Raw genomic sequence first — 16,761 nt, 5'->3', positions numbered from 1 at the left:
GAGTAGGTCATCGTCAAGATTAAATTCCGAAACCCCAATTGCGAAAGCAGTTGGGGTTTTGTTTTGCCTGCAGGAAAGTGCCTGGAGGAAGCTGAAGCTCCAACCGTCACGATCACAACCATTGGGGAAATCCCTCTGAAATGACCGCCCGGTTTTTGGTATGGTGCAGCTCGTTTTTTAACGGACTGATGTCACGCCCAAGGATCGGCGCTCATTTTTTTGTCAAAGAGTGGCTGCAGAAATGCCCGAACCCATCCCAATCAAAGATCACGAAAAAGAGACGCGGCTGGTCAACAAACGCCTGATCGCCTGTGCCTTGTTTGTGTTCGCCATTAGTTGCGCCCTGGTGGTGCGCCTGTACATCCTGCAAGTCGTCGAGTTCGACTACCACTCGACCATCTCCGAAAACAATCGCGTCCATGTCCTGCCGATCCCGCCGACACGCGGCCTGATCTACGATCGCAATGGTGTGTTGCTGGCCGACAACCGTCCCAGCTACAACCTGACGATCACAAGAGAGCGCGCGACTGACGTCAACCAGGAGCTGGATGAAGTCATCAACCTCCTGCACCTGCCCGCCGAAGACCGCACAGTCTTCGATAAGGCCATGAAGCAGTCGCGTCACCCGTTTACACCCGTAACGCTGTTCTATGAGCTGACCGAAGAACAGATCGCCGTGCTGGCAGTTAACGAATTCCGTCTGCCAGGCCTGGATGTCGAGCCACAATTCGTCCGTAACTACCCTTTGGGTGCGCACTTTGCACACTCGATCGGCTACGTCGGCCGTATAAACGAAAAAGAATCCAAAACCCTCGATTCCGTCGAATACCGTGGTACCCAATCCATCGGCAAGACCGGGATCGAACGCTTTTACGAGCCACAACTGCACGGCCACGTCGGTTACGAGGAAGTAGAGACCAACGCTCAGGGCCGCGTACTGCGCGTGCTGAAACACACCGATCCGATACCAGGCAAAAACATCGTCCTGAGTCTCGACGTCAAACTCCAGGAAGCCGCCGAAGCCGCACTGGGCGACCGTCGCGGCTCAGTGGTTGCGCTGGACCCCTCGACCGGCGAAGTGCTGGCCATGGTCAGCAACCCGAGCTTCGACCCCAATCTGTTCGTGACCGGCATCAGCTCCAAGGAATATTCCGCGCTGCGCGATTCCATCGACCGCCCGCTGTTCAACCGCGTTTTGCGCGGTCTGTATGCGCCCGGTTCGACGATCAAGCCAGAGGTGGCAATTGCCGGTCTCGATGCCGGCGTGGTCACGCCTCAGACCCGCGTCTTCGATCCTGGCTACTACCAACTCCCGGACTTCGACCACAAATACCGCAACTGGAACCACAGCGGCGATGGCTGGGTGGACATGGACGCGGCGATCATGCGCTCCAACGACACCTACTTCTACGACCTGGCGCACAAGCTCGGCATCGATCGCCTTCACGACTACATGGCGATGTTCGGCCTTGGCGAGAAAGTCTCGCTCGACATGTTCGAGGAGTCACCGGGCTTGATGCCGTCCCAGGCGTGGAAGCGCGCCACCCGGCGTCAGGCCTGGTTCCCCGGCGAAACCGTGATCCTCGGTATCGGACAGGGCTACATGCAGGTCACGCCGCTGCAACTCGCTCAAGCCACCGCACTGATCGCCAACAAGGGCGTCTGGAACCGTCCGCACCTGGCCAAGACCGTCGACGGTGTGGCCCCGGTTGACGAGCACCCGATGCCAAACATCCTGCTCAAGGATCCGCGTGACTGGGAGCAGGTCAACCACGGCATGCAGATGGTGATGCACGATGCCCGCGGCATTGCTCGTGCGGCAGCGGCCGGTGCGCAATACCGCATCGCCGGCAAGAGTGGTACGGCGCAGGTGGTGGCGATCAAACAGGGTGAGCGTTACAACCGCGAGAAAACCCTCGAGCGACATCGTGACAACGCCCTGTTTGTCGGGTTTGCCCCGGCCGAGCATCCGAAGATCGCGATTTCGGTGATGATCGAAAACGGCGAGGCTGGTGGCCGAGTCGCAGGTCCGGTGGTGCGGCAGATCATGGACGCCTGGCTACTCGACCAGGACGGTCACCTCAAGCCGCAATACGCGGCGCCGACCAAAGCGCCGGGCGATCCTCACGTGTAACCCGCTAAAGCTTCACAGCACAGGCTCACGCAAGCTGAGCATGTGCTGGAAGCTGTCGAGGAATACCGTTTCCGCCTGAGTCATCTTCTGCTCGCGGTTCCACAGCAGCTGAATATCGAAATCCACCACCCCATCCTCCGGCGGCAAGCGCCACAGCAAACCCTGTTCGACATCCCGTCGCACCAGGTGAATCGGCAAGCAACCAATCCCGAACCCTGCACAGATCAGGCGATAAATCTCTTCGAAACTGGTGGAGGAAGCAACGATCTTGCCGGTAAACCCCTGCTGGTCACGAAACAGCGTCAATGGCGAAAGATTGCCGCCGAGCTGATCGCTGGTGAAGCTGACGAAGTTCTCCGCCGCCAGTTGCTCCAGCGTCAGATTCTGTTGTCCGAACAGTCGATGCCGTTGCCCGCAAAAGTAGGCGTAGCGCTCTCGGAACAGTACCCGCTGCTCCAGCCGAGGCTGTGGTAGACGACACAGTCCGACTCCGACCGTAGCGGTCTTTTGCAGCAATGAACTGATGATGTTCGAGCTGCCCATCACCTCGACTTCCAACTCGATTTTCGGGTGAGTTTCGTGGAAATCCGCAAGAAACTCATCGTAATGCCGCGCCTGCACGCCACTGACAGTCAGGATGCGGATCTTGCCGACAACGTCGTCATGGCGGTTCTCGACCACCGTGCCCAAACGGGAAATATCGCCGTAGATATCCGCCGCAATCCGCAGGACTTCTTCCCCGGTTTCCGTCAGATCAAAGCGCCGTCCACTGCGCGCAATCAACACACAATCCAATTGTTCTTCTAGACGTTTCAACGCCTGACTGACCGCCGACTGGGTGATGTGCAATCGCGCTGCGGCGCGACTCATGCTGCCTTCCTGCCCGATCACCAGATACGTGCGAAGCAGGTTCCAATCCAGCCGGTCATTGAGAAAACGCCTGCCAATCCAGGGATTTGCGGAGGAAGTCATGTAGTAGCCACGCTAATAGTAAAGATAAGTTTTTGAAAATTGACTAATCCTTTCACGGAAGCGATAAAGCCCACAAGCGCCACAGAGCGCGACCGTCAGCCGCTTCGACACCTGCCCAAAACTATAAATACACAGGGTTCTTGCATGCACACCACCGCTCAGCCGCGTCGCGCCGCGGCCGCTGCCTTCATTGGCACGACCATCGAGTTCTACGATTTCTACATCTACGCCACCGCCGCCGCACTGGTGCTCGGGCAAGTGTTCTTTCCCAGCAGCGACCCGGTGACTAGCACCCTCGCCGCGTTCGGCAGTTTCGCCGTAGGCTTCATCGCCCGTCCGATGGCCGGCATGGTGTTCGGCCATTTGGGTGATCGCCTCGGCCGCAAGAATATGTTGCTGGTGACCATGGCACTGATGGGCTTGGCCACGGCGGGTATCGGTCTGTTGCCGAGCTACGCCAGCGTCGGCATCTGGGCGCCCATCGGACTGATCGTGTTGCGCCTGATTCAGGGCATTTCCGTCGGCGGCGAGTGGGGCGGGGCAGTGTTGATGGCCAGTGAGCACGCCCCGGCCAAGCGTAAAACCTTCTATGCCTCCTTTGCACAACTCGGCAGCCCGGCGGGTTTGCTGCTGGCGTTGATCGCGTTTCGACTGGTGACGTCGCTGTCACCGGAAGACTTCCTCGCCTGGGGCTGGCGTCTGCCGTTTCTCGCCAGCGGCGTGTTGATGATGGTCGGCCTGATGATCCGCTCCGGGGTGCATGAGTCGCCGGAATTCGCCAAGGCCAAGGACAACAACGAAACCGCGAAATACCCAGTGAAAGACGTAATCCGTCAATGCTGGCGGCAGATCCTTTTTGCTGCCGCCGCCGTCACCATCGGCTCGGCCGGGTTCTTCTTCACCAACACCTTCATGATCACCTACGTCACCCAATATCAGGGCATCCCGCGCGCAACCATTCTCGACTGCCTGTTCCTGGTGACGGTCATTCAACTGCTCTCGCAACCGTTGTCGGCACTGCTCGCCGAGCGCATCGGCGAAGGCCGATTTCTGATGTTGGTGGCGCTGCTGTGCATGGTCACGCCGTACCCGATGTTCCTGCTGGTCGGCACCCAGAACATCCTGTTGATGACCCTCGGTATCGCCGTCGCGGTGGTGATTCTCTCGGCTTTGTACGCGGTGATCGCCGGGTACATGACCCAGGCCTTCCCGGTGCACCTGCGTTACTCGGGCATTTCCATCGCTTACCAATTGAGCTGCGCAGTAGCCGGCGGCACCACGCCGCTGATCGGCACGCTGCTGGCCAGCAAGTTCTCCGGACAGTGGCTGCCATTGGCGGTGTTCTTCACGCTGCTGTCGGCCCTGTCCCTGATCGGTGTCTGCGGCCTCGCGCGCTTGCGGGCCAACCCGGTCGTCCTTCATAACAGCAAAGAGGTGTATTCGTGAGTAAGCCCGCCCATATTGACCCGATCGAATGGCAAGCCCGCTGCGAGCTCGCGGCGTTGTACCGATTGATCGCGCACTTTCGCATGACCGACCTTATCGACACCCACATCACCCTGCGGATTCCGGGGCCTGAGCATCATTTCCTGATCAACCGCTACGGGGTGATTTTCGACCGCATGCGTGCCTCCGATCTGGTGCGCATCGATCAGGACGGGCGCATCGTCGATCCTGAATACGCCGGGCATCGGGTCAACGCCGCCGGCTTCGTGATCCATTCGGCGATCCACATGGCGCGGCCGGATCTGAACTGCGTGATCCACACCCACACGGCCGCCGGCATGGCCGTCGCCGCGCAGAAACAAGGCCTGCTGCCGATCAGTCAGCACGCACTGAAGTTCTACGGAAAACTTGCTTACCACACCTACGAAGGCATCGCGCTGTCGCTGGATGAACGTGAGCGTTTGATCGCCGATCTCGGCCCGCACCGAGCGATGATCCTGCGCAACCACGGCCTGCTGGTCGGTGGTTCCGGCGTGGCCCAGGCATTCCAGGAAATCCACTTTCTGGAGCGTGCCTGCCAGGCACAAGTGCAGGCGCTGGCCGGCGGTTGCGAGCTGCATTTCCCGTCGCCGGAAGTCTGCGCCCACACCGCCGAACAGTTCGACCGCGATGATCAGGACAACATCATCGACTTGGCCTGGGAGGCCGCACTGACCCTGATCGAATCCCAGCGCGAGTCCTATCTGTCATGAATACCGTTGCACTGATGTCCCGCGATACGCTGTTGCTCAAACAATTGCAGGAGGCCTTTGCCCGCCGTGCGCCGCAGCTTTCAGCGGTGCTGGCCGACGATCCCCGGGCGGCGAATGCGCAGATCGCGGCGTGCTGGTTTCCGCTGCCGGACAGCCTCGCCGCGTTGCCCAATCTGCAAGTGATTCACTCGGTCGCCGCCGGCATCGATCACCTGGAGCACGATCCGTCGTGCCCGGATCTGCCGGTGTGCAGGGTGGTTGATCCCGGCCATCGCCAAGGCATGACCGAGTATGTGCGCTGGGCGGTGATTCATTTTCATCGCGGCTTCGATCAAGTGCTGGAGCAACAGCGCCAACAGCATTGGGAGCGACCGCTGCAACGCCCGGCCCATGAGTTTCGGATCGGTGTGATGGGTCTCGGCTCGCTCGGCAGCGCGATCGCCCAAGACCTGGCGAGCGCCGGTTACGAGGTGCGTGGCTGGGCGCGCAGCAGCAAGGATTTGCCGGGCGTGCAGACCTTCGCCGGCAGCGATGGCTTCAACCCGTTCCTCGACGGCGTGGAGTTGCTGATCAATCTGTTGCCGCTCACCCACGAGACGCGCGGCATCCTCAATCGCGAGACGTTAGAACGGCTGGCCAACGGCGCGGCGCTGGTCAACGTCGGGCGCGGCGGGCACCTGAACATCGACGATCTGCAACAGGCACTGGCCCGTGGAAAACTGCGCGGTGCACTGCTGGATGTCTTCGAGCAGGAACCGCTGCCCGTCGAGCATTCGCTGTGGAAAACTCCGGGTGTAACCGTCACCCCGCACATGGCTTCGGCAGCTTCGCACGACTGCATCGCCGAACAGATCGCCGAGAACTTTCGCCGTTTGAACGTCGGCGAACCGCTGCTCAACAGCGCGGATCGCCTGCTCGGTTACTGATCCGCCAGGCAGGCCTGCAAGCGTTCGATGAACAGCGTTTCGGCGCGACTCATGCGCTGGTCGCGGTTCCACAGCAGATGAATGTCGACATCGGCAATCCCCTCGTGGGGCGGCAGGTGCCAGAGCAATCCGGCCTCGACGTCCGCCGCCACCACGTGCTCCGGCAAACAACCGATACCGAACCCGGCGATCACCAGTCGCCGCACTTCCTCAAGGCTTGGCGATGAGGCGACGATGCGTCCGCTGAAGCCTTGCTGATCACGAAAAATCGTCAGCGGCGAAAGCATCCCGCCAATCTGGTCGCTGGTGAAACTGACGAAGTTTTCCCGCTGCAAATCGCCTTCGCCGATGTCCTGTCGGCCAAACAGCGCGTGGTGTTTGCCACAGAAAAACGCATAGCGTTGACGCAGAAACAGACGCTGTTCCAGACGCGGTTGCGGGCGGCGATTGAGGCTCAGACCAAGGGTCGCGGTTTTCTCCTGAAGCGCGCTGACGATGTCCGAACTGCGCATCACATCGACCTCCAGATCCACCCGTGGATACTGCCGATGAAAGTCAGCGAGGAAGTCATCGAAGCGCTCGGAAAAGATCCGGCTGATGATCAGCAGTCGCACTTTGCCGATCACTTCGTCGGCCGGTTGCTCCAGCAGGCTGCTGACCTGGGACATCTGCCCGTAGATCTCGCCGGCCAGTTCGAAGATCTGCTCGCCGACTTCGGTGAGGGCAAAGCGTGGGCCGCGCCGGGCGATCAACTGGCGACCCAGTTGCTCCTCCAGACGCTTGAGTGCCTGGCTCACCGCCGGTTGGGTCAGGTGCAGACGCGCGGCGGCGCGGCTGATGCTCAGCTCCTGGCCGATCACCCTGAAGGTGCGGAGCAGGTTCCAGTCGAGGCGGTCGTTGAGCAGGCGTTGCACGTCGCGTTCGGCCATGGCGGCTCTCGATTATAAGGTGAAGTAATAGTCGGAATAATAAATAGAAAATTGACTAATCATAGCCCCGGGACGATAAATCACCCCACGACAGGCGCCGCCAGAGCGCCTTGGATTTACGTTTTCCTCCTGCCAAAAAAACAATCAAAGGAGCCCGACCCCATGAAGCCCCACGCTTCGAACCAGCCGCGCCGTGCGGCGGCCGCAGCCTTCATCGGCACCATGATCGAGTGGTACGACTTTTACATCTACGCCACCGCCGCCGCACTGGTGTTCGGCGCGCTGTTCTTTCCCTCCGACGATCCGCTGTTCAGCACCATGGCTGCGTTCGGCACCTTCGCCGTGGGCTTCTTTGCCCGGCCGTTGGGCGGGATCATCTTCGGTCATATCGGCGACCGCATCGGCCGCAAGAAATCCCTGATCATCACGCTGCTCATGATGGGTGTGGTCACGGTGTGCATCGGTCTGTTGCCGACCTACGCGCAGATCGGCGCAACCGCGCCGGTGCTGCTGATTCTGTTGCGCATCGTCCAGGGCATTGCCGTTGGTGGCGAGTGGGGCGGGGCGGTGTTGATGGCCGGCGAGCATGCGCCGAAGGGTCGGCGCAATTTCTTCGCTTCGTTCGCGCAACTGGGAAGCCCGGCGGGTTTGATCCTGTCGCTGCTGGCGTTCAGCGCGGTGACCCGTTTGCCGGAAGAAGACCTGATGAGCTGGGGCTGGCGTCTGCCGTTCCTCGCCAGTGCGCTGTTGCTGTTGGTGGGCCTGGCGATTCGTCTGGGCGTGAATGAGTCACCGGAATTCCTCGCCAGCCGCGAGCAGGCCAGCAAGCAAATCAAGAAAGAGCAGGCGCCGGTGATGGAAGTCCTGCGCACCGCGTGGCGCCCACTGTTGCTGTGCATCGGCGCCAACACGCTGGGCATCGCCGGGGTGTATTTCACCAACACCTTCATGATCGCCTACACCACTCAGCAACTGGCGCTGCCACGTTCGCTGATTCTCGAATGCCTGTTTTTCGTTGCGATCATCCAGTTCTGCATCCAGCCGCTGGCCGCGTGGACGGCGGAGAAGATCGGCGCGACACGTTTCCTGTGTCTGGTGTCGCTGCTGGCGATGGTCTCGCCGTACCCGATGTTCGTGCTGGTCAGTTCGGCCCAGGCGCCGCTGATCATCCTCGGCATCGCGCTGGCGGTGGTGTGCATGGCGTCGTTCTACGCAGTGATCGCCGGGTACGTCAGCGGCATGTTCGAGACTCGCGTGCGCTACACCGCGATCTCGCTGGCCTATCAGATTTGCGGCGCGGTGGCCGGTGGGTTGACGCCACTGATCGGCACGATGCTCGCGCACAAGTTCACCGGGCAGTGGTGGCCGATGGCGGTGTTCTACAGCCTGATCGCCGGCATTTCGCTGATCTGTGTGCTGTCCCTCGCCCGGCGTCACGCCAGCGCCCGTCGCGCGGAACTGGCCCGTGCCTGACCCGGAATTTCAGGAGAACCTCATGTTGAAAATCAATGGCGAACGCCTGTGGGCGAGCCTGATGGCCATGGCCGAAATCGGTGCGACAGCCCGCGGCGGCAGCTGCCGTCTGGCATTGAGCGACGAAGACAAGGCCGGTCGCGAACTGTTCGCCCGCTGGTGCCGCGAAGCCGGCATGACCCTGAGCGTGGATGCCATCGGCAACCTGTTCGCCCGTCGCGCCGGCACCGATCCGGACGCCGCGCCGGTGATGATGGGCAGCCACCTCGACACCCAGCCCGAAGGCGGGCGTTTCGACGGCGTCTACGGCGTACTCGCCGGTCTGGAAGTGGTACGTTGCCTCAACGACCAGAACATCCAGACCCGCAAACCGCTGGAAGTGGCGGTGTGGACCAACGAAGAAGGTGCGCGCTTCACCCCGGCCATGTTCGGCTCGGCGGTGTTCACCGGGATCATGGATTTGGACGCTGCGCTGGCGGTACGTGATGTCGATGGCATCAGCGTTGCCGAAGCGTTGCAGCGTAGCGGTTACGCCGGTGAACGTCCGTTGGGCGGCGCGGTGGATGCGTATTTTGAGGCGCACATCGAGCAAGGCCCGATCCTTGAAGACAACGCCAAAAGCATCGGCGTGGTCACGGGTGGTCAGGCGATCCGCTGGCTCGATGTGCGTGTCGAAGGCATGGCCGCTCACGCCGGCACCACGCCGATGCCGCTGCGCAAAGATGCGCTGTACGGCGTGGCGCGGATGATTCAGGCGATTGAAGGCTTGGCCACGGATTTTGCCCCCGAAGGCCTGACCACGGTCGGCGAGTTGAGTATCAACAAGTCCTCGCGCAATACCATTCCGGGGCTGGTGAATTTCACCGTCGATCTGCGTCATCACCGTGACGAAGCGATTGCCGCGATGGAACAACAAGTCCGCGCCCGGTTGCAGGCGATTGCCGATGGCCGGGGCTTGAACCTGACGATCACCCCGCACTGGATCAGCCCGGCCACGCCGTTCGACGCCGAATGCGTGGCAGCCGTGCAAGAAGCGGTGGATGCGCTGGGCTACGCTCAGCAGTCGATTGTCAGCGGCGCCGGGCATGACGCGATTCATCTCGCACGCTACTGCCCGACGGCGATGGTGTTCATCCCGTGCGTCGGCGGCTTGAGTCACAACGAAGCCGAGGACGTGTTGCCCGAAGATGTGAAGCAGGGCACCGACGTATTGCTCAACGCCGTGCTGGCCCGCGCCGGTCTAATCGAACAGGGAGTCTGAATCATGCGCAGTTTTTTCCATGCCGAACAATTGCTCCACCATCCACGCAGCTATTACTCGCGCGGGCAGATGCGTACGCCGCAGGAAGTCCCCGAGCGTGCGCAGCGTCTGGTGCAGGCCGCCCACGGTTTGGGCTTCAGTGTCGAGCAACCCGCCGATGCCGGTCTCGCGCCGCTGCTGGCGGTGCATGGCGCACCGTATCTCACGTTCCTTCAGGAAGCGCACGCACGCTGGAAAGAAATCCCCGAAGACTGGGGCGACGAGGTGATGTCGAACATCTTCGTCCGCGAACCCAACGCCTTGCGCGGCATCCTCGCCCAGGCGGCACGGTATCTGGCGGACGGCAGTTGCCCGGTGGGCGAGCAGACCTGGCGCTCGGCCTACTGGTCGGCCCAAAGCGCAGTGGCTGGGGCTCAGGCCTTGATCGATGGCGAGCCGGCGGCGTACGCGCTGTGCCGTCCGCCGGGGCATCACGCCCGGGCCGAAGCGGCGGGCGGTTTCTGCTACGTCAACAACGCGGCGGTGGCGGCGCAGGTGCTGCGGGACAAGTTTGAAAAAGTCGCCGTGCTCGACACCGACATGCACCACGGTCAAGGCATCCAGGAGATTTTCTACGACCGTGATGATGTGCTTTACGTCTCGGTGCATGGCGATCCGACCAACTTCTATCCGGGCGTCGCCGGGTTCGCCGACGAACGTGGCAGCGGCGCGGGGGAGGGCTTCAACCTCAACCTGCCGATGGCTCATGGATCAAGCGAAGCGGATTTCCTCGGGCAACTGGAAGTCGCATTGAACGCGGTACGCGAGTTCGGCGCCGAGGTGCTGGTGCTGTCGCTGGGCTTCGATATCTATGAGCTGGACCCGCAAAGCAAAGTCGCCGTGACCCGTGAAGGTTTTGCAGCATTGGGCGAACGGATTCGCAGCCTGGGCCTGCCATGCCTGATCGTGCAGGAGGGCGGTTATCACCTGGAAAGTCTCGAAGACAATGCCCGAGCGTTTTTCGTGAATGCAGAGGTGTGGCAGATCTGAAATTGATGTGATCCGACGGCCGCCATCGCTGGCAAGCCAGCTCCCACAGTACTGTGGTTGACTGCGGAATTTGCGGCCACGCCAAACCCTGTGGGAGCTGGCTTGCCAGCGATGAACGATAACGCAATCCACCTGCTGGAACACAAGCGCCCTACGGTGCTTGCCATCGCCCTGACGTTAACGTAAACATTGGCGTCAGGGCGCTGATGTAAAAAAGCGCAAAGCGGACCGCTCCGGAGCGCTTGATGACTCTTATAAAAACAACCGATCCCAAGTCTCACCACGAAGCCCGGCTGGCCCGGGAAAAACTCCATCTCGAAGGGCAAGTCCCGGATGGCGTGTTGCGTGCGGAGATCGATGCTTCGTGGCGGCGCAGCCTGAGCCACGGCGTGCATTTCAATGGCAAGCATGAGCTGGCGCTGGAATCGGGCGCGAGCCTCGATGTGCTGCTGGCGAGCAATCGCCTGCTGATCGATGCGGCGATACCGGCCATCGATTACCTCGCCGAGCGCCAAGGCAAGGAAGGCCTGATCATCCTCGCCAATTCCGACGCCACCATTCTTGCGGTCGAGGGACGTGCCGACCGGCTCAAGGGCAGCGGCCTGCAGGACATCACCCTCGGCGCCTGCTGGAGCGAAGCCGCCCGTGGCACCAACGCCCTCGGCACGGCACTGGTCGAAGCGCGGCCCACCCTGATCGATTGCGGCGAACATTACCTCGACCGCCTCACCGATTTTTCCTGCACCTCGGTGCCGATCCATTGCCCTCAGGGCGAGATTCTTGGTGTCCTCGACCTGACCCGCGAAGGTCCCCTCGGCCGCGTTCACGACAGCACCGCGCTGCTGAGCATGGCGGTCAGCCAGATCGAGAGCCGGGTGTTCAACAACAGTTTTCCCGATCAGATCGTCCTCGCCTTCCACAGTCGCCGGCAGTATCTTGAATCGCCGTGGCAAGGGCTGCTGGCGGTGAGTCTCGGCGGACAGATTCTGGCGGTCAGCGCCCAGGCCTGCCAGTTGCTGCGGGCCGAGCGTTCGGCGCTGGTCGGGCGGCGTTGCGAAGAGTTTCTCGGGGTCGATGGCGTGCAATTGCTGACCCGCCTGCAACAAGGCGGCGTCGGTAGTGTGCAAACCGCCAAGGGCGAATTTTTCTACAAGACCCTGCGGGCCCCGGCGCGCTCGGTCAACCTGGGCGGCCCACCGCGCAGCGTGGCGAAAACCGCCACGGCGCAACCGGATCTGGAAGCACTGGCCGGCAACAACACCCGCTACGCCCGCGCCTTGCGCATGGCTCGCCAAGGTCTCGCCAATGAGTTGCCGGTGCTGTTGCTCGGCGAAACCGGCACCGGTAAAGAAGTGATCGCCCGCGCGTTGCACCTGGCCGGTAGCCGCAGCGACAAACCTTTTGTGGCTGTGAACTGCGCGGCGATTCCCGAAGGCCTGATCGAGTCGGAACTGTTCGGCTACCGCGAAGGCGCCTTCACCGGATCGCGCCGTGGCGGCATGATCGGGCGCCTGCAACAGGCCCACGGCGGCACACTGTTCCTCGATGAAATCGGCGACATGCCGCTGGCCTTGCAGGCGCGTTTACTGCGGGTTTTGCAGGACCGCAAAGTCGCGCCGCTGGGTGCCGGGGAAGAACAGGACATCGACGTCGCACTGATCTGCGCCACCCACCGCGACCTCAAGCGTCAGGTCGAAGACAAGCAATTTCGCGAGGATCTGTTCTATCGGGTCAACGGCATCAGCGTGATGCTCCCGGCCCTGCGCGAGCGCGATGACTTCAATGCACTGGTCGCTCGGCTGCTGGGCAAACTCGACGCACCGAACGCCGTGCTGCACGACGACCTCAATCGCCTGCTCGGCGCTTATCACTGGCCGGGCAACATCCGCCAACTGGAAATGGTGCTGCGCACCGCGCTGGCGATGCGCGAGCCGGGGGAAACCGTGCTGACCCTCGATCACCTGCCCGACAGCATGCTCGACGAACTCTCCGCTACCGAGAAACCCCAGACCGGCAGCATTCGCGAGAACGAACTGGAGATGATCCGCCAGTCCCTCGACACCCATCAGGGCAACGTCTCGGCCGCGGCCGACGCCCTCGGCATCAGCCGCGCGACCCTGTACCGCAAACTCAAACAGTTGCGCTCGTGATGCAGCGCCTGTTCGTGCGGCTGATCGACAGCCAGAACCCCGCCGCACTGCAAGCGGCGTTGCGCTGGCTGTACGGTTTCGTGCGGCCGCAGCGGCTGGCGATTGCCGGCCTGCTTGGTCTGTCGGTGTGCGCATCGTCGCTGGTGCTGGTGCAGCCGTGGCTGGTCAAGCTGCTGATCGACGACGGGCTGCTGGCGCGCAACTTTCCGATGCTGGTACTGATCGCGGTGTTGATGATCATCGCGGGACTGCTCGGCACCGCGTTGTCGGGGATCAATCGCTATCTGCACACGCGCCTGTCCGGGCGGATTCTGTTTGCCCTGCGTGATGACCTTTACCGGCATTTGCAGAAACTGTCGCCGAGCTTCTACGGCCAGCGGCGGATCGGCGATCTGATGTCGCGGCTCGACGGCGATGTGGCCGAGATTCAGCGATTTGCCGTGGACTCGTTGTTCTCGGCGGTGTCGAGTGTGATCGGCCTGGTGGTGGCGATCGCGATGCTGTTCACGTTGTCCTGGAAACTGTCATTGCTGGCGCTGGTGCTGATCCCGCTCGACGTGCTGTGGCTACGCTGGATGCGGCGCAAGGTCGAGCGCGATGTGCGGCAGTTGCGCGAGCGTTCGGCGGACATGTCGTCGTTCATGGTCGAGACCCTGCCGGTGATGAAATTCATCCAGTCCGCCGGCCAGCAGCAGCGTGAAGCGCAGCGTCTGGAAAGCCTCGGGCAGGGCTACATGAACCAGTTGCTGCGCCTGCAAGTCACCGAGTTTTTCACTCAGGCCATGCCCGGTACGTTGACCTCGCTGTCCCGTGCCTGCGCTTTTTTAATTGGCGGTTATTGGGTGGTGCAGGGCACCTGGCAACTCGGTGCGCTGATCGCGTTTTCCACTTATCTGGGGATGGCGGTCGGGCCGGTGCAAAGTTTGTTGGGGTTGTACGTGGCGATCCAGCGCATGACCGTCAGCCTCGGTCGGGTCATGGAGTTGCGCGGCGAAGAACCCACGGTGTTTTCACCAGCCGCGCCGAAGCCGTTTCCGTCTTCGGGCGAGCTGCGTTTCGACGCGGTGCACTTCAGTCATCCGGGTCGTCCGAGTACGTTGAACGGTATTGAGGCGACGATTCCCTACGGTTTGAAAGTCGCCTTGAGCGGCGGCTCCGGTGTCGGCAAATCGACGCTGATCGATCTGCTGCAACGGCATCACGATCCGCAGGCCGGGCGGGTGCTGCTCGGCGAAGTGGATCTGCGTGAACTGGAGTTGTTCGAACTGCGCCGACGCATCGCCGTGGTCAGTCAGGACATCGTGCTGTTTCGCGGCAGCCTCGCCGACAACCTGGCTTACGCGGTGCCAGACGCCAGCCGCGAAGCCATCGCCGAAGTCGCACGGCTGGCGCAACTCGACAGTCTGATCGCGTCGTTGCCCGAAGGCCTCGACAGCCCGTTGGGCGAGCGCGGTCAGCAATTGTCCGGCGGGCAGAAACAGCGGATCGCGATCGCCCGGGCGCTGTTGCAGGACCCTCTGATTCTGGTGCTCGACGAGGCCACGTCGGCAGTGGACGAAACCACCGAGCGCGAGGTGATCGAAGCCATCGACCGGTTGTTTGCCGGACGCACGCGGATTCTGATCAGCCATCGTCCGTCGACCCTGGCCGATGCCGATCTGCGCTTCGAATTGCTCGACGGTGTGCTTATTTCTAAAACGGTGCTGCATGAAGTCTGAGTTGCGGATTGGTGTGGTCGACAGTGGGCACTCGGCGGCGCAACGGGTGCAGGTGATTACCGGGCGGCGATTCTCGTTGCTGGAGGATGGTCTGGCTGAATCCGATTTGCGCGACGATCCCCTCGGGCATGGCAGCGCGGTGATCGAAGCGATCAGTCGTCGGGCACCGGCCGCACAGATTTGCGTGGCCCAAGTGTTCGATCAGCGCGGCGTTACCAGCGCCTTGCAGATCGCCTCAGCCATCGACTGGCTGGTGGCGCAGGACGTGCGGCTGATCAATCTGAGCCTCGGCCTGCGCCAGGATCGCAGCCTGTTGCGCGAGGCCTGCGCGGCTGCGGTGGCCCAAGGAGTGTTGCTGTGTGCATCGAGCCCGGCGCAGGGCGCCGCGGTGTTTCCGGCGAGTTATCCGCAGGTACTGCGGGTGACCGGCGATGCCCGTTGCACCGATGAGCAATGGTCATGGCTCGACAGTGCGCAGGCGGATTTTGCCGCGTGTGTGCGGGGCACTTATCCGGGGCAGTCCGGGGCCAGTCTGGGGTGTGCAGCGTTGAGCGGGCATATCGCCGGCTATCTGCTGGAGCATCCGCAGGCGAGCAATGCCGAAGTTATCGACTGGCTGAAACAGCACGCTCGTTATCGCGGCCCTGAACGGCGTTTCGGCCCATGACTTCGATCCTGATTCTCGGTGCCGGACCGGCCGGTGCGGCGGTCGCACTGGGGCTGCGACGACTGGGTTACGCCGTGACGCTGGTTAGCGAATGGCGGCGGTTTGCGGCGCTCGAAGGCGTATCGCAACGGGTGCTGGAGGCGTTGCGTGGGGCCGGGTTGAATCACGGGGTGGCGAACGCCACGTTGCCGTCCCAGCGACAGGTTGCATGGAACGGTCAGCAGCATGCGCAGAACATCGAGTTTCTGCTGGATCGTCCGACCTTTGATCGCGGCTTGCGTGAAGACTTGCGGGTGGCCGGGGTCGAGGTGATTGAAGGGCGAGTCCTGAATGTTCATTCTTCGGCTGAGGGGCATCGGGTTGAACTCGATGGCGGTCAGACGCTGACGGCGGATTTTTTGGTCGAGGCCCGGGGGCGACAGGCACCGGCGTCCGGCAAAGGTCTGCGCGGGCCGGAGACGGTCAGCCTGCTCAATCGCTGGCAAGGCGCGCCGGGTGTGACCGCCAGCGCCGTGGAAAGCCTTGAAGACGGTTGGGCGTGGATGGCCCGACGGGACGATGGCCAATGTTATTGGCAATGGACGGTGGATGTGGCCAGCTCCCAATTGCCGGGCAAGGCGCAGTTGCTCGATTACTGCCGCGCGCGGCGTCAGGCCTCGGAATTTGCTCAAGCCTTCTTTGCCGGCGGGCAGGAATTGGAGTTGCAACTGCATGCTCGCAGCAGCACCGCGATTCTTGCGCCACAGGTCTGCGGTGATAACTGGATTCGCGTCGGCGATGCGGCGATGGCGGTGGACCCGCTGTCCGGCAACGGGATTTTTCAGTCGCTGTCCTCGGCGTTGCAGGCGCCGGTGGTGATCAACACTTTCTTGCGTAAACCTGAGCGGGCGGCGTTGGCGCAACGTTTTCACCGGCAGCGTGTGGAGCAGTTGTTCCTGCGTTTTGCGCGGATCGGTCGGGACTTCTATGCCGATGAACAGCGCTGGCTCGATCGGCCGTTCTGGCAGGCGCGGCGGCATTGGCCCGATGCTGAAGTGGCCCATGCGGCGGCGGATTTTGCCGCGTTGCGGATCGAGCGGATGCCGGTGTTGCGTGACGGGTTTGTCGATGAAGCCGAGGTGGTGATCACGGCGGATCAGCCGCTGGGGATCTGGCATGTGCAAGGTGTCGAGCTGGCTCCGCTGGTGCGGCGGCTGCGCGATGAGCCGGCGGATCAGGTGTTGGCGGGATTGACGCTTGAGCAGGGGCGAGCCGTTCGCGGGTGGCTGTTGGCTCAGGGTTTCAAACCCTGAGCCGCAAGCGCA

At 62.2% G+C, this 16,761-nt stretch carries 13 protein-coding genes; 11 read left to right on the top strand and 2 right to left on the bottom strand.

From position 1 onward, the window contains the following. Positions 1–241 precede the first annotated feature (241 nt). Positions 242–2,134: a penicillin-binding protein 2 gene (gene mrdA, locus AC07Y2_RS20705; protein ID WP_103386724.1), complete on the top strand. Its 1,893-nt coding sequence runs from the start codon at positions 242–244 to the stop codon at positions 2,132–2,134. 12 nt (positions 2,135–2,146) lie between these two features. On the opposite strand, the gene AC07Y2_RS20700 is transcribed toward mrdA, so the two are convergent. Beyond that, positions 2,147–3,106, bottom strand: a complete 960-nt coding sequence (locus AC07Y2_RS20700) for a LysR family transcriptional regulator (RefSeq protein WP_064381145.1) — start codon at positions 3,104–3,106, stop codon at positions 2,147–2,149. Positions 3,107–3,250: 144 nt separating this feature from the next. Between AC07Y2_RS20700 and AC07Y2_RS20695 the strand changes: the two genes are divergently transcribed. The 3 genes from AC07Y2_RS20695 to AC07Y2_RS20685 are packed head-to-tail and all read left to right on the top strand — an operon-like array spanning position 3,251 to position 6,230. After that, entirely contained in the window at positions 3,251–4,552 is a 1,302-nt protein-coding gene (locus AC07Y2_RS20695; protein WP_074689282.1) for an MFS transporter, read from the top strand. Then, positions 4,549–5,304, top strand: a complete 756-nt coding sequence (locus AC07Y2_RS20690; protein ID WP_039772830.1) for a class II aldolase/adducin family protein — start codon at positions 4,549–4,551, stop codon at positions 5,302–5,304. Before AC07Y2_RS20695 ends, AC07Y2_RS20690 begins: the two co-directional genes overlap by 4 nt. Next, on the top strand, positions 5,301–6,230 hold the full coding sequence (locus AC07Y2_RS20685; protein WP_103386725.1) for a 2-hydroxyacid dehydrogenase: 930 nt from the start codon (positions 5,301–5,303) through the stop codon (positions 6,228–6,230). Before AC07Y2_RS20690 ends, AC07Y2_RS20685 begins: the two co-directional genes overlap by 4 nt. Here AC07Y2_RS20685 and AC07Y2_RS20680 read toward each other — a convergent pair. After that, positions 6,224–7,159, bottom strand: coding sequence for a LysR family transcriptional regulator (locus AC07Y2_RS20680; RefSeq protein ID WP_103386726.1), 936 nt, complete (start codon positions 7,157–7,159; stop codon positions 6,224–6,226). The two genes, AC07Y2_RS20685 and AC07Y2_RS20680, sit on opposite strands and share 7 nt — an antisense overlap. A 162-nt stretch (positions 7,160–7,321) precedes the next feature. On the opposite strand from AC07Y2_RS20680, the gene AC07Y2_RS20675 reads away from it, so the two are divergent. The 7 genes from AC07Y2_RS20675 to qhpG all read left to right on the top strand — a co-directional run bounded on the left by AC07Y2_RS20675 (position 7,322) and on the right by qhpG (position 16,749). Then, positions 7,322–8,632 (top strand): MFS transporter, encoded by a 1,311-nt coding sequence (locus tag AC07Y2_RS20675; protein WP_039772827.1) that lies wholly within the window; start codon positions 7,322–7,324, stop codon positions 8,630–8,632. A 22-nt stretch (positions 8,633–8,654) separates the two neighbouring features. Beyond that, positions 8,655–9,893 carry a Zn-dependent hydrolase gene (locus AC07Y2_RS20670; RefSeq protein ID WP_039772825.1) on the top strand — a complete coding sequence of 413 codons (1,239 nt, stop codon included), beginning with the start codon at positions 8,655–8,657 and terminating at the stop codon, positions 9,891–9,893. Between the two features lie 3 nt (positions 9,894–9,896). Next, the gene (locus AC07Y2_RS20665) at positions 9,897–10,922 is read left to right on the top strand and encodes a histone deacetylase family protein (RefSeq protein WP_039772823.1); all 1,026 of its coding nucleotides are present in this window, start codon (positions 9,897–9,899) and stop codon (positions 10,920–10,922) included. A 245-nt stretch (positions 10,923–11,167) separates the two neighbouring features. Then, the gene (locus AC07Y2_RS20660) at positions 11,168–13,072 is read left to right on the top strand and encodes a sigma-54-dependent Fis family transcriptional regulator (RefSeq protein ID WP_103386727.1); all 1,905 of its coding nucleotides are present in this window, start codon (positions 11,168–11,170) and stop codon (positions 13,070–13,072) included. After that, on the top strand, positions 13,072–14,790 hold the full coding sequence (locus AC07Y2_RS20655) for an ABC transporter ATP-binding protein (RefSeq protein WP_039772820.1): 1,719 nt from the start codon (positions 13,072–13,074) through the stop codon (positions 14,788–14,790). The genes AC07Y2_RS20660 and AC07Y2_RS20655 overlap by 1 nt, the downstream gene beginning before the upstream one ends. Continuing rightward, positions 14,780–15,457 carry a subtilisin-like serine protease QhpE gene (qhpE, locus tag AC07Y2_RS20650; RefSeq protein WP_039772819.1) on the top strand — a complete coding sequence of 226 codons (678 nt, stop codon included), beginning with the start codon at positions 14,780–14,782 and terminating at the stop codon, positions 15,455–15,457. Before AC07Y2_RS20655 ends, qhpE begins: the two co-directional genes overlap by 11 nt. Beyond that, complete coding sequence (gene qhpG / locus AC07Y2_RS20645; RefSeq protein ID WP_103386728.1) at positions 15,454–16,749, top strand: flavin-dependent monooxygenase QhpG; 1,296 nt, start codon at positions 15,454–15,456, stop codon at positions 16,747–16,749. Before qhpE ends, qhpG begins: the two co-directional genes overlap by 4 nt. Positions 16,750–16,761: the final 12 nt, after the last annotated feature.

The sequence above is a fragment of the Pseudomonas sp. GW456-12-1-14-TSB6 genome (assembly GCF_059424205.1).
This window is presented reverse-complemented; position numbering and strand designations above follow the sequence as displayed.